This is a genomic window from Erwinia magellanica (assembly GCF_039023495.1).
Lineage (GTDB): Bacteria > Pseudomonadota > Gammaproteobacteria > Enterobacterales > Enterobacteriaceae > Erwinia.
Window position 1 is genome coordinate 308119 of record NZ_JBCHVC010000002.1, and the last position, 23520, is coordinate 331638.

General features: G+C 48.2%; 19 protein-coding genes, 1 tRNA gene and 2 pseudogenes. 8 read left to right on the plus strand and 14 right to left on the minus strand.

Features of this window, described 5'->3' with window-relative positions; translation table 11 throughout:
- Nucleotides 1-54 precede the first annotated feature (54 nt).
- The 4 genes from malI to folD form a co-directional block, all read right to left on the minus strand.
- On the minus strand, nt 55-1071 hold the full coding sequence (gene malI / locus AAH450_RS08670; RefSeq protein WP_342909871.1) for a Mal regulon transcriptional regulator MalI: 1017 nt from the start codon (nt 1069-1071) through the stop codon (nt 55-57).
- A gap of 81 nt (nt 1072-1152) precedes the next feature.
- The gene (locus AAH450_RS08675; protein WP_342909872.1) at nt 1153-2655 is read right to left on the minus strand and encodes a PTS transporter subunit EIIC; all 1503 of its coding nucleotides are present in this window, start codon (nt 2653-2655) and stop codon (nt 1153-1155) included.
- Between the two features lie 270 nt (nt 2656-2925).
- Complete coding sequence (ybcJ, locus tag AAH450_RS08680) at nt 2926-3138, minus strand: ribosome-associated protein YbcJ (RefSeq protein WP_342909873.1); 213 nt, start codon at nt 3136-3138, stop codon at nt 2926-2928.
- The gene (gene folD / locus AAH450_RS08685; RefSeq protein ID WP_342909874.1) at nt 3138-4004 is read right to left on the minus strand and encodes a bifunctional methylenetetrahydrofolate dehydrogenase/methenyltetrahydrofolate cyclohydrolase FolD; all 867 of its coding nucleotides are present in this window, start codon (nt 4002-4004) and stop codon (nt 3138-3140) included. The genes ybcJ and folD overlap by 1 nt, the downstream gene beginning before the upstream one ends.
- Nucleotides 4005-4187: 183 nt before the next feature.
- Here folD and AAH450_RS08690 point away from each other — a divergent pair.
- The 4 genes from AAH450_RS08690 to AAH450_RS08705 all read left to right on the plus strand — a co-directional run bounded on the left by AAH450_RS08690 (nt 4188) and on the right by AAH450_RS08705 (nt 10877).
- Nucleotides 4188-4264 (plus strand) — tRNA-Arg (locus AAH450_RS08690).
- A 165-nt stretch (nt 4265-4429) separates the two neighbouring features.
- Nucleotides 4430-5611 (plus strand): tyrosine-type recombinase/integrase, encoded by a 1182-nt coding sequence (locus AAH450_RS08695; protein WP_342909875.1) that lies wholly within the window; start codon nt 4430-4432, stop codon nt 5609-5611.
- 19 nt (nt 5612-5630) lie between these two features.
- Nucleotides 5631-5870, plus strand: a complete 240-nt coding sequence (locus AAH450_RS08700; RefSeq protein WP_342909876.1) for a DUF2442 domain-containing protein — start codon at nt 5631-5633, stop codon at nt 5868-5870.
- Nucleotides 5871-6029: 159 nt separating this feature from the next.
- Nucleotides 6030-10877: a DEAD/DEAH box helicase gene (locus AAH450_RS08705; RefSeq protein ID WP_342909877.1), complete on the plus strand. Its 4848-nt coding sequence runs from the start codon at nt 6030-6032 to the stop codon at nt 10875-10877.
- A gap of 254 nt (nt 10878-11131) precedes the next feature.
- Here AAH450_RS08705 and AAH450_RS08710 read toward each other — a convergent pair whose 3' ends face one another.
- The 9 genes and pseudogenes from AAH450_RS08710 to AAH450_RS08750 all read right to left on the minus strand — a co-directional run bounded on the left by AAH450_RS08710 (nt 11132) and on the right by AAH450_RS08750 (nt 18123).
- Entirely contained in the window at nt 11132-12229 is a 1098-nt protein-coding gene (locus tag AAH450_RS08710; protein WP_342910370.1) for a helicase RepA family protein, read from the minus strand.
- A gap of 51 nt (nt 12230-12280) precedes the next feature.
- Nucleotides 12281-13150, minus strand: a pseudogene (locus AAH450_RS08715) (primase-helicase zinc-binding domain-containing protein); the annotation flags it as partial.
- Nucleotides 13147-13653, minus strand: a complete 507-nt coding sequence (locus tag AAH450_RS08720) for an ash family protein (RefSeq protein ID WP_342909878.1) — start codon at nt 13651-13653, stop codon at nt 13147-13149. The pseudogene AAH450_RS08715 and the gene AAH450_RS08720, both read right to left, overlap by 4 nt.
- Nucleotides 13653-13850, minus strand: coding sequence for a helix-turn-helix transcriptional regulator (locus AAH450_RS08725; RefSeq protein WP_089561175.1), 198 nt, complete (start codon nt 13848-13850; stop codon nt 13653-13655). The genes AAH450_RS08720 and AAH450_RS08725 overlap by 1 nt, the downstream gene beginning before the upstream one ends.
- A complete protein-coding gene (locus AAH450_RS08730; RefSeq protein ID WP_342909879.1) occupies nt 13847-14731 on the minus strand; it encodes an integrase domain-containing protein in 885 nt (294 codons plus the stop codon). Before AAH450_RS08730 ends, AAH450_RS08725 begins: the two co-directional genes overlap by 4 nt.
- A gap of 1027 nt (nt 14732-15758) precedes the next feature.
- Nucleotides 15759-16119 (minus strand): annotated as a pseudogene (locus AAH450_RS08735) (tyrosine-type recombinase/integrase); the annotation flags it as partial.
- Nucleotides 16120-16131: 12 nt separating this feature from the next.
- Nucleotides 16132-16461 carry a multidrug/spermidine efflux SMR transporter subunit MdtI gene (mdtI, locus tag AAH450_RS08740; RefSeq protein WP_342909880.1) on the minus strand — a complete coding sequence of 110 codons (330 nt, stop codon included), beginning with the start codon at nt 16459-16461 and terminating at the stop codon, nt 16132-16134.
- Nucleotides 16448-16792 (minus strand): multidrug/spermidine efflux SMR transporter subunit MdtJ, encoded by a 345-nt coding sequence (gene mdtJ, locus AAH450_RS08745; RefSeq protein WP_342909881.1) that lies wholly within the window; start codon nt 16790-16792, stop codon nt 16448-16450. Before mdtJ ends, mdtI begins: the two co-directional genes overlap by 14 nt.
- A gap of 1121 nt (nt 16793-17913) precedes the next feature.
- Nucleotides 17914-18123 (minus strand): hypothetical protein, encoded by a 210-nt coding sequence (locus tag AAH450_RS08750; protein ID WP_318789987.1) that lies wholly within the window; start codon nt 18121-18123, stop codon nt 17914-17916.
- Nucleotides 18124-18974: 851 nt separating this feature from the next.
- Between AAH450_RS08750 and AAH450_RS08755 the strand changes: the two genes are divergently transcribed.
- The 3 genes from AAH450_RS08755 to AAH450_RS08765 all read left to right on the plus strand — a co-directional run bounded on the left by AAH450_RS08755 (nt 18975) and on the right by AAH450_RS08765 (nt 21232).
- Nucleotides 18975-19211, plus strand: coding sequence for a hypothetical protein (locus tag AAH450_RS08755; RefSeq protein WP_463322724.1), 237 nt, complete (start codon nt 18975-18977; stop codon nt 19209-19211).
- 341 nt (nt 19212-19552) lie between these two features.
- Nucleotides 19553-19972 carry a translesion error-prone DNA polymerase V autoproteolytic subunit gene (umuD, locus tag AAH450_RS08760; RefSeq protein ID WP_342909882.1) on the plus strand — a complete coding sequence of 140 codons (420 nt, stop codon included), beginning with the start codon at nt 19553-19555 and terminating at the stop codon, nt 19970-19972.
- Between the two features lie 1080 nt (nt 19973-21052).
- Nucleotides 21053-21232, plus strand: coding sequence for a con-10 family general stress protein (locus AAH450_RS08765; protein WP_342909883.1), 180 nt, complete (start codon nt 21053-21055; stop codon nt 21230-21232).
- Between the two features lie 595 nt (nt 21233-21827).
- Here the strand turns inward: AAH450_RS08765 and AAH450_RS08770 are convergent.
- Nucleotides 21828-22394, minus strand: a complete 567-nt coding sequence (locus AAH450_RS08770; protein ID WP_342909884.1) for a diguanylate cyclase — start codon at nt 22392-22394, stop codon at nt 21828-21830.
- Nucleotides 22395-22803: 409 nt separating this feature from the next.
- On the opposite strand from AAH450_RS08770, the gene AAH450_RS08775 reads away from it, so the two are divergent.
- A complete protein-coding gene (locus tag AAH450_RS08775; RefSeq protein ID WP_342909885.1) occupies nt 22804-22974 on the plus strand; it encodes a hypothetical protein in 171 nt (56 codons plus the stop codon).
- Nucleotides 22975-23520 lie beyond the last annotated feature (546 nt).

Genomic DNA, 23520 nt, shown 5'->3' on the forward strand with positions numbered 1-23520 from the left:
TTTTATTTCAGCCTGATTAGCCCATTTACCCTTGTTACCTGAGAATGCTGCGGCTTAGGCCGATTCCCGTGCAATCAGTTGCCCGGAAAGCGTAATCCGTTGCGTTTGCAGTTGCGGATCCTGTAGCTTGCGGATCATCAGCGCGGCAGCCTGGCGTCCGGACTCCTCACTGGCAGAAGAAACATAGGTAAACGACGGCGAAGTCAGATTAACGTGCAGCATATCCTCAAAGCCGATCAGCGCCACCTGCTGGGTTAAAAACACATCTTTGCCTACGGTGCGCCCCACATAATGAATACCGGCAATTGAGCCAATCATGGCATCGGGAGAATGGCAGAGCAGGGCGGTGAGAGTGTTATGTTTTTCCAGCAGCTGCCGGGTGACGATGCCCGCTGCACGGGTATCATCGCTACAGGCGGGGGTCGCGTCCTCTCTCAACACCAGACCATACTGGTTCATGGCGCTGCGGAATCCTGCAAGCCGCTGCTGGCGTATCAGATCGCCTTCGGTACCGCCAATATAGGCGATCTGACGATGGCCGCGCTCTATCAGGTAGCGTGCAGCCAGATTCGCCGCCTGCCGGTTGTCGCGCATCACCAGATTGCACTCTTCTTCCAGCTTCAGTTGAGAAACCACAACCAGCGGTAGCGAGCAGTCGCGAAGTTGTGCGGGCAAATGTGATGACCGCACGTCACAGGAGAGATAAATCACTCCGGCAACGCCCTGCTGCCTGAAGGAAAGCAGGCAGCGCTCAAGATGTTCATCCTCGTTAAGCGGCTGGCCGAGAAAAACCATATAACCCTGTTTCTCCAGCTCCTGCACCAGGCTTGCCATCACTTTAATTGAAAAGCTGTCGCTGAAATCCCGCAGGATCAGGCCGATAAGATTGGAGGTATTGGAACGCAGGTTTGCGGCGGCAACGTTGTGAACATAGCCAATATCGTTAATGACGGCCTGAACTTTCTCTATCGTCGCATCCGAAATTTTCCCTTTGCGGCGCAGCACCAGCGAGACGGTCGAAACCGATACGCCCGCGCGTTTTGCGACATCTGTGATACTGACTTTCTTCAAATCCCCTCCCTGAAATCGCGCCCCTGTCCGCCTGAGATGAAAACGTCCCCGGCATTACCGGGGACGTATCAGGGTGACATCTTATATTTTGCCTGTCCTTTCAGACATGCTTTGGGCAATAAACTGTGCTCTCGCGCCGAAAATCACCTGAATGCCATTGTCACCGACAAACACCACGCCGCGCGCCCCAAGACTGTTCAGCCCGTCTTTGTCTACCTTCTCGCTCTGTGCGACTTCAAGGCGCAGACGCGTGATACAGGCACCCACGGAGTCGATGTTTTTCGCGCCGCCCAGCAGCGTAATGATTTCGGTAGCCAGTTCGTCATCGGTTTTATCATCTGTTGTGGCGGTCACTTCTGAACGTCCCGGTGTTTTAACATCTAAGCGACGGATAACAAACCGGAAAGTGAAGTAATAGATCAGCGCCATTGGCACGCCGACAATCACGGCGTCCAGATAGTTGGTCTGATAGCCGTTAAACGAAGGCAGAATGCCGAAGGAGATATAGTCAATCAGGCCTGCGGAGAACGATTTAGCGATATGTGCATGCAGCAGATACATAGACATATAAGCCACGCCAGCCATGATGGCGTTAAAGACATAAAGGACTGGTGCAACAAAAATAAAGGTAAATTCTACCGGCTCGGTGATCCCCGTCAGGAAGCAGGTGAGGGCCGCGGAGAAGAGAATACCGGAAGCGATTTTCTTATTTTTGGTGTGCGCCTCATGATACATCGCCAGACAGGCGGCAGGCAGCGCGAACAGCATCAGCGGGAACTCGCCCTGCATAAACTTACCGGCATTCTGGTAGGTATCACTACTGAAGGTTTTACTTCCCTCTTCCAGCATTTTGAACCAGATAGTTTGATCGCCGTGGATCACCTGGCCGCTCAGGGTTGTATAGTCGCCAAACGAGTACCAGAAAGAGGGATACCAGATATGGTGCAGGCCGAGCGGGATAAGCGCACGTTCAACCAGGCCAAAAATAAAGGTTGAGGCGGCCTGGTTATTGCCATTAACGACCACGGAGAGCGCATCGATTCCGTTCTGAACATGTTCCCAGACATAGGGCAGCAGCAGCCCCAGAATGGAGGAGAGAAAGGCCGTTGCAATGGCGACGAAGCGCTTACCGGAGAAGAAGCCAAGGAATTCCGGCAGTTGCAGGGTGTGGAAACGGTTATAGCACCAGGCAGCAAGGATGCCGCAGATTAACCCGCCAAACACGCCCATTTGCAGTGTCGGAATGCCCACCACCATGGCGTATTTCCCGCCCTGGGAAGCCATCTCTGGCGTTATGCCTAACAGCGTCCCGATGGTGATATTGGTGATAAATACCGATACGGCGGCCGAAAGGGCGGCGATACCCGATTCAGAAGCCAGACCTACAGCGGAACCGATAGCAAACAGTAGCGGCAGGTTATCGAAAATCACTCCCCCTGCGTTCATCATTAGCGGCAGGTGAAACTTGTCGCCGAAGGCCAGTAGCAGCCCTGCGGCCGGAAGCAAAGAGATTGGCAGCATTAACGCGCGACCAATCATGGATAATTTTGATAACGATCTCACAAACCCTGATATCAGACTCATGCTGCCTTCCCCCGGTGGTGCTTTCCACACCCTGTTATTGTAAGTAGAACGTTTTAGTAGAACGTTCTACCTATCGTGAGAGAAGCGTGATTTTGCTGCAACAAGATTTTCATCTTCAGCAAGAGGAAATAGTGATACTTTGAAGTCGATCGGCTATTGCCCTACGAGCTGTAAGGGTTAGCAAGTGAAGAGGGGAAGAGACTGTACCGGATTCGGTCTGAGAAGGTTAAGAGAAAACCGGCAGCGAAACGCCGCCGGTAACGGGCAGGCTTATGCTGTAACCGCTATGCTTTGACCCGCAAATACCACGGTCTGGCCCGCTACGATCTTGCAGCGCTTGCGGGTTTCCACCACGCCATCGACGGTGACATTGCCTTCTGCAATCAGCGTCTTGGCGCGCGCGCCGCTTTCCACCAGCCCTTCGAGCTTCAGCAGATCGCACAGATCGACATGGGGATGTTTACCTAAAGAGAACGTTGCCATTATTTTACTGCTCCATCATGAGATTCTTCGCAGGCTTGCAGGGTATTCTGAATCAGCGTTGCCACTGTCATCGGGCCTACGCCGCCCGGAACTGGGGTGATATAAGAGGCGCGCGCTGAAGCCGCCGCAAAATCGACATCACCCACCACTTTGCCGCTTTCAAGGCGATTAATACCCACGTCAATCACCACCGCCCCTGGCTTGATCCAGTCACCCGGAATAAAGCCAGGTTTACCAACCGCGACCACCAGCAGATCGGCGTGCTCCACATGGAAGCGCAGATCTTTGGTAAAGCGATGGGTAACGGTTGTGGTGCAGCCAGCCAGCAGCAGCTCCATGCTCATCGGCCGTCCGACAATGTTAGAGGCGCCAACCACCACGGCATTCATGCCAAAGGTATCGATGTTGTAGCGCTCCAGCAGCGTCACGATGCCGCGGGGCGTACAGGGACGCAGCTTGGGCGCACGCTGGCACAGGCGACCAACGTTATAGGGGTGGAAACCATCCACATCTTTCGAAGGCGAGATGCTTTCCAGCACTTTTACGTTATCGATGCCTGCCGGCAAAGGTAACTGCACCAGGATCCCATCAATTTCGCTATCCTTGTTCAGCTTGTCGATCAGCTCTAACAGATCCGCTTCGCTGGTGGAGGCGGGCAGATCGTAAGAGCGGGAGAGGAACCCGACTTCTTCACAGGCGCGGCGTTTACTGCCGACATAAATCTGCGAAGCGGGGTTCTCACCAACCAGAACAACTGCCAGGCCCGGCGCGCGCTTTCCGGCTGCCAGACGCTGCCGGACTTTTTCCGCAACCTCTTGACGCACCTGCTGCGCAATCGTTTTACCGTCAATAATCTTTGCTACCATCAGAGAGGGGATCCATCTGTGTTGAGTTAATACGGGGATTGGTGCCTATTTTGTCAGAAGCGGGCGCTGCTGTCAGGCACAGTTTCAGGCAAGACTGTTCAATAGTGCAGCAACAGACCGCTTCCGCCCGATAAATCGTTGACTCAGCAGGTTCGCACCGTATAATTCGCCTCAGTTCTCCATGCGCCCTTAGCTCAGTTGGATAGAGCACCGGCCTTCTAAGCCGTAGGTCACAGGTTCGAATCCTGTAGGGCGTACCATCTCTTCTTCTGCTAGTGTCTCCTAAAGTCTACAAATACCTCCTAACCCCTTGCCAATACTGGTTACTACATCCAAGGTTGTATCTGTTTGTCTATTGAAAGCTACACTCGATTGGGGGCATCATAGGGGGCATTGTCCCGTTCAATAGATCACGATGCCCCCACATGAAGCTAAATGCCCGTCAAATTGACTCTGCTAAGCCGAAAGAGAAAGCCTATAAACTGGCTGATGGAGCTGGCTTGTATCTCGAAATTTTCCCCAGTGGTAGCAAAAGCTGGCGATTAAAGTACCGCTTTGCAGGGAAAGAAAAGCGCGTGGTGTTCGGGCTTTATCCCGCCATATCACTTGCCGAGGCGAGGGGTAAGCGCGAAGAGGCCAAAAAGATACTGGCAGCGGGCGGAGATCCAGGCCTTGCCAAACAAGAAGCCAAGCAGGCTAAAATCCTCGCCATCAACAACAGTTTTGAATCACTGGCGCAAGAGTGGCACGAACACAAACGACCCAACTGGTCTCAAGGCTATGCAGACGACATCCTTGAATACTTACGCAAAGATGTTTTCCCCGCGCTAGGTAAACGCCCGATTGCTGAGATTAAAGTGGCTGAGATGCTAGCCGTGCTGCGTAAAATGGAACAGCGAGGTGTGCTGGATAAGCTAAAGAAAACGCGCCAGGCATGTCGGCAGATATTTACCTATGCCATCATCACCGGCAGGGCAGAGCATAATCCAGTAACTGATCTCGCGGGGGCATTGAAAGCACCCAAGCAAAAACACTTTCCGCATCTATTAAGTCATGAAATCGGTGGTTTCTTGCGTGCGTTAAGTGGCTACAGCGGCAGCCGTATCACACATCACGCAACACACTTGCTTATGCTAACTGGTACTCGGACCATCGAATTACGTGCCGCTGAGTGGTGTGAGTTCGATTTGAAGAAGGGAACCTGGCAGATTCCAGCAGAACGCATGAAGATGCGGCGTCCGCATGTTGTACCACTATCTAGCCAGGCACTTTCACTACTTGAAGAAATGCACGAGCTTAGCGGTCGGGGTAAATTTGTGTTTCCAGGCCGAAATCATGCAGGTAAGCCCATGAGCGAGGCGAGTATTAACCAAGTGATCAAACGTATTGGATTCGATGGGAAAGCGACAGGGCACGGCTTCCGACATACAATGAGCACCATCTTGCATGAGCAGGGCTACAACACGGCTTGGATCGAGACTCAACTGGCGCATGCGGATAAAAACACCATTCGCGGGACTTACAACCATGCTCAGTACCTCGATGGGCGGCGTGAAATGCTTCAATGGTATGCCGATTATCTCGGTACGCTTCATGACAATGCTTGATAGTAATAAGGAATAAGGCATGACAGCACCTAAAGTGACTCTCTGCTTCTCTGATGAATTTATGCATGTGCAACTAGAGGGGAAAGAGCAATTGGACATCCCATTGCAAAATTTCCCAAGATTGCTGCTCGGTACACCTGAGCAGCGGAATCAGTGGGAGCTGACTGGATCGGGGCCGGGGATTCATTGGGATGAATTGGATGAAGATATTTATGTGCCTGCTCTATATGCAGGATCCATCAAAGGCATAACTAACTAAACATTTGATGGTGCAAGAGTCGATGATCTGACGTTCTATGGGATGAAATATTGTGTGCCGATTGCATTCCCTCCGATGTAATGGTGTATGCGGAGATAGTATGTTTTATAAACAAAATAAACTAATTAAATAAGTGAATGATTCAAAAGGACATAAGTAATGAATGCGCTTTCTCAGCTGTTAACTAAAATTGAAAATGCTTCCCCCACTCAAAGGGATAAAGGAACCACTTTTGAAAACCTTTGTGTTCAATATTTCCTTAACGAGCCCAAGTACGCCGAACTATATACTTACGTGCTGAGCTATGCTGCATGGGTCGAGCAGTATGGTAATTCAGTTGGAATCACGCATAAAAAAGATGCAGGCATCGATTTAGTTGCTGTCACAAAAACCGGCGAGTTTCATGCAGTTCAGTGTAAAAACTATAATCAAACAAAAATATCTAAAAAAGACATTGATAGTTTTCTCGCGGCATCTGATAAAACATATTTTACCCTTCGCTATATTGTGGCATCCACGGATAACTGGACAGAAGAAGCGAAGGATATGCTCAAGGATAAGGCTACCCCTGTAACGGCATTAAGTTTAACTGACCTTGAACAAAGTGCTCTAGACTGGTCTCAGTTTGATTTTGACTTAGCACACCGGCCTGCAATGAAGGCTAAGAAGCAGCTCCGTCCCCATCAAGTGCCGGCGCTTAATGCAGTGAAAAATGGCTTAAGAACTGCAGATCGCGGAAAGCTCATAATGGCATGCGGAACGGGAAAAACCTTTACCTCGTTGCGAATTGCTGAAGCTGTTGCAGGTCGCGGTAAAACCGTCCTGTTTCTTGTGCCGAGTCTGGCATTGCTGAGTCAGACGCTGGATGAATGGACACAGGATACGCTGATTGACCTACGCTGTTTTGCTGTCTGCTCTGACAGTGATGTCGGCAAGAAAAACCATGATGACAATGTTGTCGTCGGCATCAGTGACCTGAAATATCCGGCGACCACGAATGCGAACAGTCTCGTAAAAGCCTTTAATCAGCCGGATATTTTCGGCAGTGGCAAGCCGCCTTACATGAACGTGGTGCTTTCTACCTATCATTCTGTTGAGGTTATTCATCAGGCGCAAAAACTGGGCTTCCCTGCGTTTGATTTCATCATTTGCGATGAAGCGCACCGTACAACGGGCGCGACTTTTGAAGGTGATGATGAATCTGCTTTTGTGCGTATTCATGACAACGCGTATATCGCCGGTCACAAACGGCTGTATATGACAGCAACGCCGCGTATTTTCGGGGACGATGCGAAAGAGACTGAAGGTGTCACCTTATGCTCAATGGATGATAAAAGCCTTTATGGAGATGACCTGTATGTCATTACGTTCTCAAAAGCTGTACAGCTTGGCATTTTGTGTGATTACAAAGTCATTGTGCTTGCCGTGGAAGAAAAGCATATCAGCCGCCGCATTCAGTCTCTGTTGAAGGACGAAAATAATCAGCTCAAAGTGGACGATGCGGCAAAAATTGTGGGTTGCTGGAAAGCACTGGCAAAACAGGGACTGGCGGGTTCTGATGGTGTTCATCCTGATGCGATGAAGCGGGCAGTAGCGTTCTGTCAGGTAATCGAAGAGAGCAAAGGTAAAGTCCATAAAGTCAGCTCTAAACTCATCACGGAAATGTTCGGAGCCGTTGTTGAAGCCTATCAGGCATCGGAGATTGAATATCTCAGTGAAACGGCACCGGATAAGGCGATTGATCCGTCATTAAAACTTCAGTGTCAGGTTAAGCACGTTGACGGCAGCATGAATGCCACTGAGAAAAAATCTAAAATTGAATGGCTGAAAGCAGATACGGATGACAATGTCTGCCGGATATTGTCTAACGTCCGTTGTTTATCGGAAGGCGTGGATGTGCCTTCACTGGATGCCGTGCTGTTTCTCACCCCGAGAAGCTCTCAGGTGGATGTTGTGCAGTCTGTCGGACGTGTTATGCGCCGTGCTGAAGGTAAAGAGCTGGGCTATGTCATTCTTCCGGTGGTGATCCCTGCCGGTGAAGAGCCGGAAAATGCCTTAAACAATAATCAGGCATACCGCGTTGTCTGGCAGGTGTTGAATGCACTCAGGGCGCATGATGACCGCTTTGATGCCATGATCAACAAACTGGAATTTAACGGGAAAGACAACGCCAGAATGGAAGTGATTGCCGTTGCCGATAAAGTGGTGAAGAAAACCAAACGGCAGACGAAAAAATCGGAGCTGGCAGGGAAAGCGCGCAAAAGTAATGGCATTGGTTCAGCTGTAACCCCACCACCTGAACAATTGGATATTGAATTTTCCGTCGGAGAAATTGAACGGGCACTGTACGCTAAAATCGTCAAAAAATGCGGCAACCGGCATCACTGGGAAGACTGGGCGAACGATATTGCTAAAATTGCCCGTACCCATATCGACCGTATTCGCGGGATCCTCGAAAATCCGGAGAATAAAATAGAGATCAGTGCCTTTAGGGCATTTGCAGATGAACTGCGTGACGACTTGAATAACAGCGTTTCCGACGATGAAATCACCGAAATGCTGGCACAGCATCTGATAACCAAACCTGTCTTTGATGCCCTGTTTGCGGACTACAATTTTACCGACCATAACCCGATGAGTATGGCGATGCAGAATGTCCTGAACACGTTGCAGGAGCATCATCTCGAAAAAGAGGCGAGCACGCTGAACAGCTTCTATGAGTCGGTAAAAATGCGCGCTGACGGCATTACTACGGCAGAAGGTAAGCAGCAGATTATCGTGCAGTTATACGATAAGTTTTTCAGAAACGCGTTTCCGAGAATGACGGAGCGTCTGGGGATAGTGTATACCCCTGTCGAGGTGGTAGATTTTATTATTCACAGCGTGAATGACGTGCTTAAACAGGAGTTCGGACAAACACTGGCAGATAAAGGCGTCCATATTCTTGACCCGTTCACCGGAACCGGTACGTTCATCACCCGCCTGCTGCAAAGTGGTCTGATCCCGTCAGATAAACTGGCTTACAAGTTTAAAAATGAAATTCATGCCAACGAAATTGTCCTGTTAGCCTATTACATTGCAGCCATTAATATTGAAGCCGTATATCACGGTATCACTGAAGAATCAGAGTACACGCCGTTTGAGGGTATCTGTCTGACAGATACCTTTGAAATGTATGAGAAGGATGATCTGGTCAGTGCTGTGCTGGTTGATAACAGTGAGCGCCGTAAGCGTCAAAAAGCATTAGATATTCGGGTTATTATCGGTAACCCACCGTATTCCTCCGGTCAGGAATCAGCAAACGACAATAATCAGAATGTAAAATATCCGCTTCTCGATAAGCGCATATCGGAAACGTATGCTGCCCATACAACGGCGACAAATAAAAATGCACTATACGACTCCTATATACGGGCAATTCGTTGGGCGAGTGACCGTATCGGTGAGCAAGGTGTTATCGGTTTTGTGACTAATGGCGGATATATCGACTCTAACTCAGCTGATGGTCTGCGTAAGTGTCTGGCAGATGAGTTCAGTAGTCTGTATTTCTTCCATCTGAGAGGTAATCAGAGAACATCAGGTGAAAAATCACGGCAAGAAGGTGGTAAAATTTTTGGCAGTGGGAGCCGAGCTCCGATTGTCATTGCGATTCTTGTGAAGAATCCTGCTGCAACTCAGACGGGTAAGATTTATTTCCATGATATTGGTGACTATCTGACTCGTGAGGAAAAACTGGAAACGATTTCTGACTTTGTCAGTATAAGCGGCATTAAAAAAGCACATGGCTGGCAGTCAATTACACCAGATGCCTACAATGACTGGCTGAATCAGCGTGATGACAGTTTTTATGACTTTATCGAAATTGGGAATAAAAAATCTAAAGACGGAAATGTTCTTTTTTCTAATTATTCCAGAGGTGCTGAATCAGGTCGTGATGCATGGGTCTATCAAAGTAGCAAAAGAAAATTATCTGAAAATGTAAATGGTCTTTTGGATTTCTATAAATCATCGCTAGGTTTAGATCTTGATGGTCGAATGGATCCAACTAAAATTAGTTGGACAAGTAGTTTGATTTCCAGTCATCAAAAAATGATTGAGTTAAATTTTGATCAATCATATATGCGTAAATCAGTATATAGACCATATCAAAAGCAATGGTTATATTTTGGTAGTGGGTTAATTCATCGTGTTGGGCAAATTCCAAAAATGTATCCAGCCATAGATACTGATAACATAACGATATCATTAACTGGTGTAGGTACATCAAAGGGTTTTTCTTGTATTGTTACAAATGTAATGCCTGATATTCAGTTGCATGGTAATGGTCAATGCTTCCCTCTTTATTTGTATGAAGAGATTTCTGATGGGAAATATGAGAAGAAAAGTGCTATCAGTGATTTTGGACTAAATTTATTTAACTCTTTCTATTCATTATCTAGCATTAGCAAAGAAGATATTTTTTATTATGTATATGGGGTGCTACATAGTAATGATTATTTGTCATTTTATGCTGATAACCTCGCTAAAGAGTTACCGAGGATTCCATGCGTCAAAAATATAGAGGGTTTTTTGGCCTTTTCTAAGGCTGGGCGTGAGTTGGCTGAAATTCATTTAAACTATGAAGCCGTTGAGCCATATAAAGCTACTATTGATACTGGTACTCTTGGTTATTCTCAGTTAGGTAAAGATGATTTTTATGTTGAGAAGATGAAGTTTGCCAAAAAAGGTGAAAAAGATACTGTTATTTACAATAATAAAATTCGGATAAAAAATATTCCTGTTGAAGCCTATGACTACATTGTTAATGGTAAACCTGCTCTTGAGTGGGTGATGGAACGACAAGGTGTATCTATCCATAAAGACAGCGGGATTGTGAATGATGCTAATGACTGGGCAATTGAAACAATGGATAACCCTCGATACCCGTTAGAATTGTTCCTGCGTGTTATTACGGTCAGTCTTGAGACTCAGAAAATCGTCAACAACTTGCCTAAACTTGATATATAAGTCACTCAAAATACAGGATGGTGTTATTACCATCCTGTATATAAATTATCATACGCCCGCAATGATTTCCCCCATATTACCCCCACCGCATCAATCTAAGTTAGCATCCATTTTCAGATTGTTAAAAACGCATAACTTATTGTTTGCTAATGGGTAAACTAGCTTCCCCCATTTGCCGGGTATATACAGACTGCAAGTGGGGGAGTTAGTCCTAGAAGTAGCATCAAAAAAATCTTCCCCCACATCTTCCCCATTCAATCCCCCATCTTAAACTCTAAAAGAACCGGCCTAATATGTTCACCGTCACAAATGACACGGCCTTCCTTTTCCAGCTTATCCAGCCAGCGAGTGAATTTCTTAGAAACATCGAATCCCATCGCTCGCATGTCATCTCTAACTAGCGCGCGAGTACAAGCGTCACCGTTGGCGGTTCGGGAGCGAATGGCTTGCCAAAGGGCAACGTGATTGTCGGTAAGACGTGTAATGCCGGTTAGCTCGGGATCGGTATCATCCATAACAGGTCGTCCTTCATCATTCAAAACTAGCGAAGTAATTTGGTCACCATCATTATCAGTGTAGAGATCTACCGGCACCAAGTCATAAGCCTGCCGTGGTGGCTCCTCGGCATCCTTCATTTTGGTACAGCTAAGAATCAGCGCTCCGCCTTCACCTTCGCGGCGGACGTTAAATTCAACATCAAGGGCAGCACGGAATGCACTGGAACCTCGCGCACCCTTGTCCTGATCTTTACCAGAGTGATGAATGACTAAGACACTAGCTTCGGTAGCTGCCTTAATAACGTCGCAACCCTGAATAAATGCACCCATATCTTTGGCAGCATTCTCATCAGAGCCACCAAAGCAGCGTGCGAGAGTATCTAAAATAATCAATCTGACAGGCATGCCTGAAGCTGCTTTAACATCATTGGCTGCCCTGATAACTTGCTGCACGCTTTCGGAGCTAGCAGGAAAAATGGGACAGTCGATGCGGTAAAGTGTTTCGATTGGCGAGCCGTTATTGAGAGTTTCTTCCCAAGCACGAATTCGGCGTGGAACCCCAATTCCGCCTTCGCCAACGACATAAATTACAGCACCCTGCGTAACCGGCCTGCCTGCCCAAGGTTTGCCAGTGGCAATGTGGCATCCCCAAGAGACCGCCAGAAATGACTTATAAGAACCACTTGCGCCGTATGCGCTGGTTACTGACGCGCTGGGGAGGTAGCCTTTGATAAGGTAATCCTGTCGGGTATCAAAACCATCGGAGCCCTTGCGTAAGGGAAGGGAGGTGCTGAGGTCTGGATTGCGTTCTCGAATGCGCGAGATGAATGAGAGCTTTGAGCCTGGCTGATACATTTGCTGATGAAATGCTTCGTTAACCGCTGCCTCATTATGGATTTGGCGGTAATCATCCCAATCGCTAACGTTTCCATCCGGGGGTAAAGAAACCCAGCCATTCACGGTTACTGCCGCTTTTTCTGCTTGAACCAAACCAACGTTATTTGCCTCAATAGAATCATTTTCAGCAGCAATAATGATGTTGCTGTTCGGATATTTATGCCTCGCAGTGACAGCAGTATTCAGTAAGTTATTTGCAGACATCGCGGCTAAAGCCAAATGACCTGTTGCAAGGTTGACCGTTAATGCAGTGGCATAGCCTTCTGTGATGATGATATTTGCTGTATTACTCGAATCGCCAACCTTGATGAATCCACCATTTTGACGAGTACCTGGCAAGTATCGTTTCTCACCGTCGGCGTTGATCAATTGTGCGCTAATCAACGTCCCATCAATATCTTGAATTGGTAGGACAATTGAGTCGTTATCAAAACTGACCCCGCCTATTGTTAGTGCTTTCTGAATGCTGAGCATTTGCACAGATGCGGATAACCCTTTGTTTTTCAGGTACGGGCTTGTAGCAAAGTGCGATGAGTTAAGCAGTCTCATTGCTTCAATTGATGCACAGGGCTTTGATGCTTTTTCCCTGGCAGGCGCAGTTTGGCAGGTCAGACTGAGTTCTGAAATGAATTTTGTCGCCTGTAGTGGGTTGCACTTTTTTACCTTAGCAATCAAATCTAAACCATCGCCATTTCCACATTGATTGCAGAACCATGTACCACGGCCATCTTTATCATCAAAGCGAAAGCGGTCTGTTCCTCCGCAGCATGGGCAAGGGCCATGTTTGTTCAGCCCGGGTAAGTCGATACCTAGTTGAAGAAGGATTTCCTCCCAACGATGACGAGATGCGGAAATGGTCTCAGTTACGCAACAACTCATAATTTGCCTCCTGCTTTCATCTTTTCATTCAGTAGGCTAAGGCGTTCACATAGAACATTGGCGAGCAATTCATCGGCAATAGCATTACCTATTTCAATGATCGCAAAGGCTAACGCACGGCAGTGGTCGAGAACTGATTTGCCAGAAAGTGATTCTGGTTCATACATATAGCACCCCCATAGGCACAGGGATGGATTGCGGGTGCAAACAAGGAAGGGTAGTAGCCATAGGGCCGCCTCCAAGAAGTAGTTGTGTTGACTACCACCAGAGACGCTAACCCCTTGGGTGGTAGCCCAGGCGGAGTTAGCGTTACCGGCCTTCTTGGAAACCGGCGCTTCTTGCGAAGCCCCCGCCTGAGCCACCATTGACAGGCGAGCGCAAGCATTGCCCAAATATTTGGGCATCAAGAAGAATTTCGGAACGCTAATTCCGACTACGGATTTTGCCGCAGTGCGCGGATTATACTCAAAATCGCCTACCAGGGAAAAAATTGAATTCAACATTACTGTGCTCCATCACGTTGGTTGATTTTACTTGAGATCCATTCATCAACTTCGCTCTCTACCCATGCCACTGAGCGCGAACCAAGCTTGACGGCTTGAGGAAATTCATTTTTTTTCATTAGCTTGTAAATCCAGGCTCTTTTGACACCGGTTTTATTCATCACATCGCAAAGTCGGATTAAGGTGAGGGTGCTCATGCTTGATCCTCCTGAAGGCCATAGACACGTTCGACATAGCGACCACGCCCATCGCCGTGACCGAGATCCATTGAAGTGAGGGCATTAGCTTCTTTGCGGCTAAAACCTTGCTCCTGATAAAAGCGAATAGCATCTTGTGCCCAGGCATAGCGGAGGCTGTGTGGCGAGTAGGACCCGACCAAACCAATACGTGTTGTAGCTGAGCGCCAGTAATTCATAGCCGTTTTGAGATCAGCGCGGTCAATAAGTTTGCCACTGCGCTGTTTAGCAATAACCAAAGCTTGAGCGATTACATTGCTAACTGCTGCGCGATCCAAAATGCGTGTTTCGCGCGGCCTACCGCCTTTGGTGCCGAAGACAATACTTAGTCTTTCAGCTCTTTGGGCGAGTTGCTTTTGCCAGGTCTTAAGGGAGGCGCTGCATTGGACAGCCTCTTGTGAACGCAAGCCCAGTAAGCGTGATAGCTGAAGGGCAATTGCTAATCCTTCATCAAGCTGTCGTGCTTGATTAATGGTTTGCTGATATTTTTCTATTGGGATAGCGAATTTAGTGCCAGCTCGGCTACTACCACCGAGCCCCAGCGCTCGATTAGTTAATCGTTCTGAAACTACTAATTTTTCCCGTCCAGCCTGATGTAAAACTGAGCGCAGAGCAGCCATCTCATTTTGCAACGTGCGCAAGGCGATACCTTGCCCCCGACGTGCAGCGATGTAACTTTCGATATGCCTCGCTTTCAAATACTGGACGCTGCGAATTTGAATATTCAACGCCAGCAAGTGATTACAAAATCTGTCAGCAATACGAATGCGATCATGTACCGTCTTGTGACTGCCGCCAGCCTGTTTCGCTAGCTGCTTCATTTCTCTACCTGTTCGACTCATCTGATACTCCAATCTGCTTCTCTGGCGCATGGCTAATAACGGAAACAGCGCTGCCGTTCCGTACTGAAAGTTGCCTGTGCGCCAGAGCGGGTGCAGTTGAGGTATTACGGGGTGTCAGTGATGCACTCAGTGCAACTGCCTGCTATTGCAGGTAATCCCCAGGCTTATGCCTGCCTCGGCAACAATTCAGATCTCCTTAAAAAATGGATATTTGGTGTATGAAAACGTGGTGTCAGATTCAGATACCCGTTTGAAACGGGCGCAGGTAGAGGATGGGCAGCGGTTTACGCTATGGCGTCACTTTCAGGCGTTGGCACGCAAAAAGTGACGCCATGTATTGCACGCAGCACGACTGCCGTTTGCCCATGCCTAACGGCATAAGCAAAGCGCAGCCTGCAGCGTTTAATACGCGCCATGATTTTTTCAGAGAGGATGGAGCTAACTCTGTATGGTCAAATAGTACATAACGTGTCAGTAGTGGCACATTAGTATAGGGAAATGATTAAAGGTGCTGGCAGCAAATTGCTGACAGCTTAGTTAATAATCGAAATATTCCCGTTCAGGAATGGTTTCGATGTGGAAGCACCTTGTTAATAAGGCGTTCGTTTGTTTAATGTACCCTCATCGTCACGCAGTAGGAGCGGTTCTATTGACGATATTTGCTTCCAAGGGCGAGCAAATGTACCGCTATTTAGCTTTACCTTTCAGGCTACAGTAATTTTGGGTGATCACCCGAAGGCGTTTCTCTCAGATCACTGGCATCTATTCGATGCTCGAAACATTGGTGGCTGTCTTAGACAGCAGAGTTACAAAATTGAATCTACGTTAATGAAATTGATTTTTCAAGGCATCGGAAGATGAATTAGGCGAATCATGCTCAGGATTGGCTATGATTTGAGCGCCAGAAAAAATTTTGGGGGCATTAATGGGGGCATGGTAGTAAATTGAATGAAAATTAATACTATTTAATCATGTGGTTAGGTTTTTAAGTTGAATCCTGTAGGGCGTACCATTACTTTTCAAGCAGTTACGCTAGTTCCAATCCCCCCTGATTTCCCCCTGTGTCGTATTTGTGTCGTTGTCACCCAAAAGTGAGTCAGTTTTGCGCGCATGCTCAGTCAGATGATTGGATGCGAGGTGTGCGTACCGGCGAACCATCTCTATCGATTCCCAGCGCGCATTTCCTGTAGCGCGGATAACGGCACCCCAGCCTGAATCAGCCAGCTTGCCCACGTATGTCGCAAGTCATGAAAACGGAAGTCTTCTATTCCTGCCCGAACGAGTGCCGCCCGCCAGGTAGTATTTGAATCAACCCGCATTTTGCGAATTGCCGGTGTCTTTGTTCCGTCAGCTCGCGTTCTCGTCCTGGTATGGGCAAACACCCCTCTTACAGCGATAACTCAGGAAAACTTGATCATCACCATGCCTGCGAGAAGCAGAACCACGCCCAGCCAGCCTTTATGATCCAGACGCTGGTCGAACATGATCCACCCTGCGGCGATGGTCGCGGCCAGCCCGAACCCGCCCCACAGGGCATAGGCAACGGACAGATCAATGCCTTTTACCGCCTGAGAAAGGGCGCTGAAGGCGGCCAGCACTGCCAGTAATGACAGTAGCCCGTAAGCCTTACGCCTGAATCCATCTGATAGCTTAAGGAAAATATTGGCGGTGATTTCCAGCAGCGTCGCCGCAGACAGCCAGGCGGCATGAACCCATTCAAAGGACTGCATGAGGCCTCCTGCTGCAAGTGCCTGACTTAATCAGGGCGATCCCAGCGACCAGCGTGACCAGACCGGCTATTTTTGCCAGCGAGACGGACTCATCGAACAGCAGCACGCTGAAGAGCGTAATAAACAAAATGCCAAAGCCTTCCCACATTGCATAGGCAACGCCGAGAGCAATTTTTTTGATGGAAACAGACAGGGCTATATAGGAGAGGGCGATCATCACCAGCATCAGGACATAGCCTGTTTGATTGCCGCTGATACCCGACCATTTCATTAATAGCGTACCGGTGATCTCAAGCACGATCGCCAGGGCAAGTAACATCCAGTAAAGCATGATTTTTTTCTTCCAGATAATACGTCTACGCGCCAGCCTGAAGCGATATGAGACGGCAATAATTAAAAACAGACAGTATGTGGAAGAAACTAAAGCGCGTTGCGCCAGTGTTGTTCGCCAGAGAGGCAATAAGCAGGAGAGAGCAGAGGAGAGCGGTTTTTCCAGATCTTACAGCTATTATCCATAATATTTACAACTTATCCGCGTTGTTGCTTCTCGTCAGTGCGGAAAGAAAATTGTCCTCAGTAGTGGTACACGCCTCTTTTTTACCCGAGCACTGGCGGTTAAGCCCGCTTATTTTCACTTCTTTACGGTGAAAAGAGAAAAATATGGCCTGCAAAGCGGTGATACGCCAGGGTTCTGCTCCGCAGCGAAGCAGCAAGAGCGGGGGCTTATACTGGTCAGGCAGAGTATAAGACGACTGTTTTATGTTTGAACAGGAAAGCCCCCGGTGGCCTTCGCTATCTGCTGACCCTACTTTGCGCCTCCAGTTCTCCAATACGCAGCTGTACCGCTTTAGCTCTCAGCCTGATCCGTTCGCCTCGACAACAACACTTCCTGTATTTCCAGGATCATAATTGCTCTCCTGCGCCTAACCGAGCGGCGAACTCTTCCGCTACATCGCATGGGTGCCAAAGCTCACTGGCTCCCTTTAAGCTGGATACAAACTCATCCCCACCTTTAGCCTGCATCTCGCGCATAGCGGCGTCAGTGGCGAATGAGTCTGGTTCGGTCGCTGGTCCTCCCAATGCTTGAGGCTGGAGTTTGAGCGTCCGGCTTTATTACGTGAATGGCTTCATTATCTGCTCGCGCTGGAAAAGCTCTGGGGCAAAGAGAGCGACTTTGATAAGGACTTCACGCTGGAGTGATTCGTAAGTGACAGGTTCTAATCCTGTAGCGCGTACCATTATTTTTCAGTGAATTACCCGACTTAGCCAGACTTCATTTTTTCCGTGGGGAGGAGTTTGGGAGGGATTTATTAAAAAATAACGGCAGTTTCTGCTCTTCACCGCCACGCCGCTCTCTAAGTTCAAAAGCTTTCTGCGATATTGCACAGGATCCCCCCTGAATCCCGACAATAAAAAACCCCGCCAGGGCGAGGTCGGACGCTATTTAACACGCTACTGAAGAGTAAAATGCCATGAGCCAATCGGGCTTCTGGTGAGCACCATAATTCTCTCCTCGCCGTCAATAACGACATAAAACTGATCTTTTACTTTAAGACGCTTAGGGAAGTCTTCATTTTCATCGTATCGCACCTTTATTTTATCCCCAACGATATGCGCCTCAGCTTTTTTATCGTATTGAGGTAGATATATTGTCTTCTTCACGTTTAGCCTCCTTCTGATAAACCGGGATTACCCTGCGGATTGTCATCAACTCGTTGCGGTAGTAGGGGAACCGCTCTGAAAAGTCATCATGCAGTTGCGCCAGCTTGCACTTCATGTGTTCTACGGGTTTATACGCCGCTGTAAGCATCTTCTGGCGCAGCCAGACTGACACTAATCTTTCCCCGCACTTCTTTGCTATGTACTGCTTCGGTGTAGGGCACAGGTTACCCTCCTGATTGGAGTATATCGCGGGGGCGCTGTTCTGGTAGCTCTGATTTGCGACAGGGGGAAGGGGCGTTGAGTTTTTTATACGCCTTATGGTCATCACCAGCAGAGGCCGGTTGTTTCAGAAACACGCACAAAAAACCCGACCATGATGGTCGGGAAAGGAATCAATATTACTCTTGTATCACACACGCATTCATCCGCATGTGTAGTTTATTTAGCCTACCAGGCAGCCACGATGATTACTGTAGGGACATTCTTAGGTTTGAAACTTCGGAATTTTCTGGTGATTGAGTTTACTCCTGATGAAGAGCCAGGAGCCGGATAACAGGCACAATAAAAATAACGCGATGACCGCCAGGTAGACCTGCTGATTACTTTTACAGTAGGCGTTAGAAGGATCCTTCACGATCGCAGGCGCTGACAATCGCTACAACCCCTCTACACATTTGAGCGGGTGCCAGGATGCAAGTGAACGGTAAACAGGCATGAAATCATGCTTGATTCACCCATTGGATCGTAACGCCACCGGTTACCTTTTAGCCTCCACTCTGGAGGAAACGGTCATGCTTCTCAGAACTGTCTCGCTGACGGTAATTATCTTATACGGACTCATTTCTTCCGAAATGGTGCTGGCTAAAACTGCTCATCTGAGTGACGATCAGATTAAACAGCAGCTTATTGATCAATCCATTGCATCGTATCCAGGCGTATGCGCTTGTCCATTCAACTCAGCAAGAAATGGCAGCAGCTGCGGCAGACGAAGCGCATGGAGCAAAGCTGGTGGCTATGCGCCACTTTGCTATAAAAAGGAAGTTACCAGAGAGATGATCCTGCAATGGCGGCAAAGCAACGATGCCTGACTGTCCCTCTCTGCGGGTATTTATTTTCAGGCTTATTCACTAGTTACAGCGTTGTGGGGTTACCTGCATATAGGCGCCATGGCTATATAGTGCAAAGCTTGCTGGCGCATCCGGGCGTTATAAATATTTTTAATCACAGGCTTTCCCCCCTTCAGCAGTACTGTGGCTTATGTTCTTTAGTTTAATCATCCGTTCAGCAATGATCATGATTATTAAGCAATAATGGCTGCAATGCCATCCGGGGCAACCGCGCAAAGTGCACGAGCGCTAAAATTTTCCTTGATAGCCAGTACCAACCGATATTACTGTATATATATACAGTAATTAACCGGGGGCTTGTTATGGAATTTTTAAAACCTGCTGAAATCAGAGCTGTCATTACTCTGCCATTGTTCATCGACCGCGTACCCTGCGGTTTACCCAGCCCCGCCCAGGACTATGTTGAGCAACGCATTGACCTGAATAATCTGCTTATACAGAAGCCCAGCGCGGCATACTTTGTTCGCGTAAGCGGGGATTCGATGATTGATGTCGGGATAACCGACGGCGATATGCTGGTGGTAGACAGCTCTCTTACCGCCACGCATGGCGATTTTGTAGTGGCTTCCGTTTCAGGCGAGTTCACCGTTAAGGAATTACGTACACGCCCCTTTCTGCATCTTCTGCCGCACAATAGCCGATACTCCCCAATCACCTTTAAATCTGAGGATGAGCTGGAGATATTTGGTGTGGTGACCTTTACCATAAAAGCGTGCCGATAAGATGCCTTTAATGATGTCTACGGCGAATCGTTACTCCGTTCGGGCCTCTCGGGTGCGGCATATCCCGGATCTGTCTGGGCGGCATATCCCGGATCTGTCTGGGCGGTGTATCACCCGTTGTTCAGGAGAGAGTAGTAGTTCGCCGCCTGACCATTACGGGGTTTGATGTTAACCCGCTTAAGAGAGCAGAGGCTGTGGTCGGAACCCATTGCCCCGTGGCGAAAGTCAGTATCAGTTCACTTGCCTGCTTCCGGCCTTAACGGAGTATGGGTGCAGCGATTGTCTGATGCACCTTTTTCCATCGTCACGGTAATGTCATCTGCCTGACACCTGACACCTGACACCTGACACCTGACACCTGACACCTGACACCTGACACCTGACACCTGAAACCTGAAACCTGAAACCTGAAACCTGAAACCTGAAACCTGAAACCTGAAACCTGAAACCTGAAACCTGAAACCTGAAACCTGAAACTGAGCTTTTAGCGCGTCCGGAACGTTCCTGCTCCCCCGCGACTGGCGGTGAAGGTTTTGTTACTCACAAATCCCTTAGTGGGAAGCCCACGGATAGCCAGAGGCACAATCAGGAACAGCACTATCGTTCCGGCACATACACTCCCCGGTATTGCCAGCGCATCTGATTAGCAACCGGCTGCTCACTCCTTGAGGTACGTTTTTTCCTTCGTTCTCTGCATTGATAAAGAACGCCTTAACAGGTTTTATATTTTTTTGATTTATAAGGCCTTTAACAGAATGACTTCTTACCTTGCTGCGATTAATACTTCAGGTAATAACTTTTTTCATCTTAATACATTTGTCAGCTTCTGTTTAAACGCTGCTATCAGGTAGAACGTAAATATTTAATTTAAGTGATAATTATTCCCAGGTCGCAGTAATAAGCATGGTCGCCACGCTATTTATTCGATGATTATTCAGCGCTTCGCTTATAAATTTTTTTTTGCATAAAAAAGCAGAGTGGCTAAGCTTAATAACTGAGTGACGGCACACAGGATAACTCCCTGATAACCTGCCGTTGGTCTGGAAGTTAAAACTAGTACATTCAAAATGAGAGGTATTTATGACTGAACATCGCGGTGGATCCGGTAACTTCGCAGAAAATCCTGAAAAAGCTTCTGAAGCGGGCAAAAAAGGCGGCAAGAATAGCGGTGGTAACTTCGCAAACGATCGTGAAAAAGCCTCCGAAGCCGGTAAAAAAGGTGGTGAACACAGCCACGGTGGCGGACGCAAAGAAAAGTGACAGCTTGTCACTTCTTAATATGAAACAGCCAGCCCGTAATTAAATCAGGTATACTCAGGCTCTCTGTTTCTCATTAAGCCGACCGTATGTGTATAACTGCCTGGGGCGTATAAATAAAATTATACGTTCCGGGCAGTTTTGTTTTAATGCGCAATAGCCCGCCTCCCTGTTTTATCGTCTTAATCAAAAGCCTGCTCCTCAACGATATATTATTAAATGCTCACAATGCTGCGTTCTGCTTATGCTTTTATTTGCCGGGCATGATTTTAATTAATGATGTAAGTGCCATCATGGGGTAAATTTTTAGCGCAATTGTTGCCAGCGTTATTATTTTAACCCGCTGAAACTATTCGCGCAGCGCGTTACAGATGAATTGTCGTTTTATAAGTGGGTAATTATCCTGATGCCGAATTAGTCGGCTGGCGCTTCCTTAGGTTGAGGGGCAGTCAGGCCCGTATTTTTAGCCCATGCCGTTGTGCGGCGCGGCGCGTCAGGAGGTCGCTGAAGCGCGCGGCTTCGCAGCATGTAATCAGGGTAACAGAGTCAGGCTGTAAAACGGTGAGAGCCTGAATCGCCCGCTGGCTTTGCCTTCTTTTTAACCTCTTCCCGATCCGCCTTTCCTGGCTTTTTTCCCACGCCAGTATTCCTCCAGATAAGGCAGCACCTCCAGAAAAAAGATGCCCGAAAGCACGGCAGTAATGTAACCAGCAGGCAACGGGTCATCCCTTTGTTTCAGCTCAAATCGTGCAGGTTCATCCCCCAAACCGAATAATGCCAGGAACTGTGGCCAGTGACGTGAAATGACCAGCAGTAGCGCCATAAGAGGGACCATTTCCAGGAAGCTGTGCACATGTTGCTCAATGGGGGAAACCCGCCTTGCTGTCACGGCATAGCTGACATCCCATAAGGCGGTCGCCTCATGACAGAAAAACAGCACAATCATAAAGGCGATAACCAGCGAGTTGACGTCCAGAAACAGAGCCGCAAGTAATGGCAGGCCCATCTCTAGAAACATCAGAATATGTATGTAAGTTTCTTTAAGCCCCGTTGTCGTTTCAATATCCGTTGCCCTGTGGCAAAGCCAGTCGGCAAAACCGGCAATAAGCCAGACGGGCAGAACAAAGTACAGCAGCAGAAGCATCTGTGGGTCGGAATGATACATTCTGTTTCCCCTTTTTTGACGGCAGGAGATAAAGCTTAGACTCGGGCAGACCATATGCAAGAAATCAGCGAATGACCCTGACCCGAACTCTGGCTCCCTGCAAAACAGAACGCCGGCACGCTCACCCCTCTGAGCGGAGATTGTGCCAATGAAAAATCACGATTTACCGAAGAGCGGCTTGTCCTGACCTTAAGCTGGGCGGGCACGCCGATGGCGGATCCCCTGCCGCAAGCTGGGTTTCTCTGATACCCCTTTCGGAAATGGGCGTAAGAAACAGGGCGGGATTACTCTGGCTGCCCTTAAGTTTTAATCTCAGTATGTGAGGCTCTACCTGTTGATATTTAAGGGTATTTATTTTTCGCCTGGTTTGCTTTATGGTTATAACTCAACCAGAGGAGGATTGACGGAGATGGCTAACGCGCAAGATGATGTAGTGAAAGTACTGGGCGAGGCCGTGTATCAGGTTCTGGCAGAGGGCAGGGAACTGTCAAACGATAGCGTGCGTGAGATGGCACTCTTGTTAAGTGAGGTTGATGAAGATGTGTCAGTGGAATCCGCAGTGGGTGAGCTGCGGCTCTAGCCACAAAAAACCCGACCATAAAGGTCGGGAAAGGAGTGATTATTACTCTTGAACCACACCCGCAATTCTCTGCGTGCGTAGATTATCCAGCCTACACGCCAGCCCAGGGGATTACTCCAGGGGCATTCTTAGGTTTGAAAGTTCAGAGTTATCTGACACCTGCTTCAACTCTTGCAGATAAAAACGGGTGCTGTGACAGCGACAAAAAAGCCCGCAACAAGGCGGGCTAAGTTTTGCTGTGGTTCGTCTTTTTTAGTTTTCATCCGTCAGCTTGCAGCATCAGGTGAACACATTATCGACAATTCCCCGTAAAACTTTAGGGATAAAACACGCGCCTCTGAGATCGTCACTTATTTGATATGAAATTCACTATCTGACGAAGAGGGTTAATAGCACGCAAGAGATTGTTTTGCGTGTCGCCGCGGGATTCAGGCAATTTTTTCTGCTTACAGCTATCTGATCCAAACAGCTATCTCAGTCATTTCATCATCTGCATCTTTAGCCGCTGTGCGCTGGCGCGGGCGAAAGAGCAAGTCACAGGCCTCA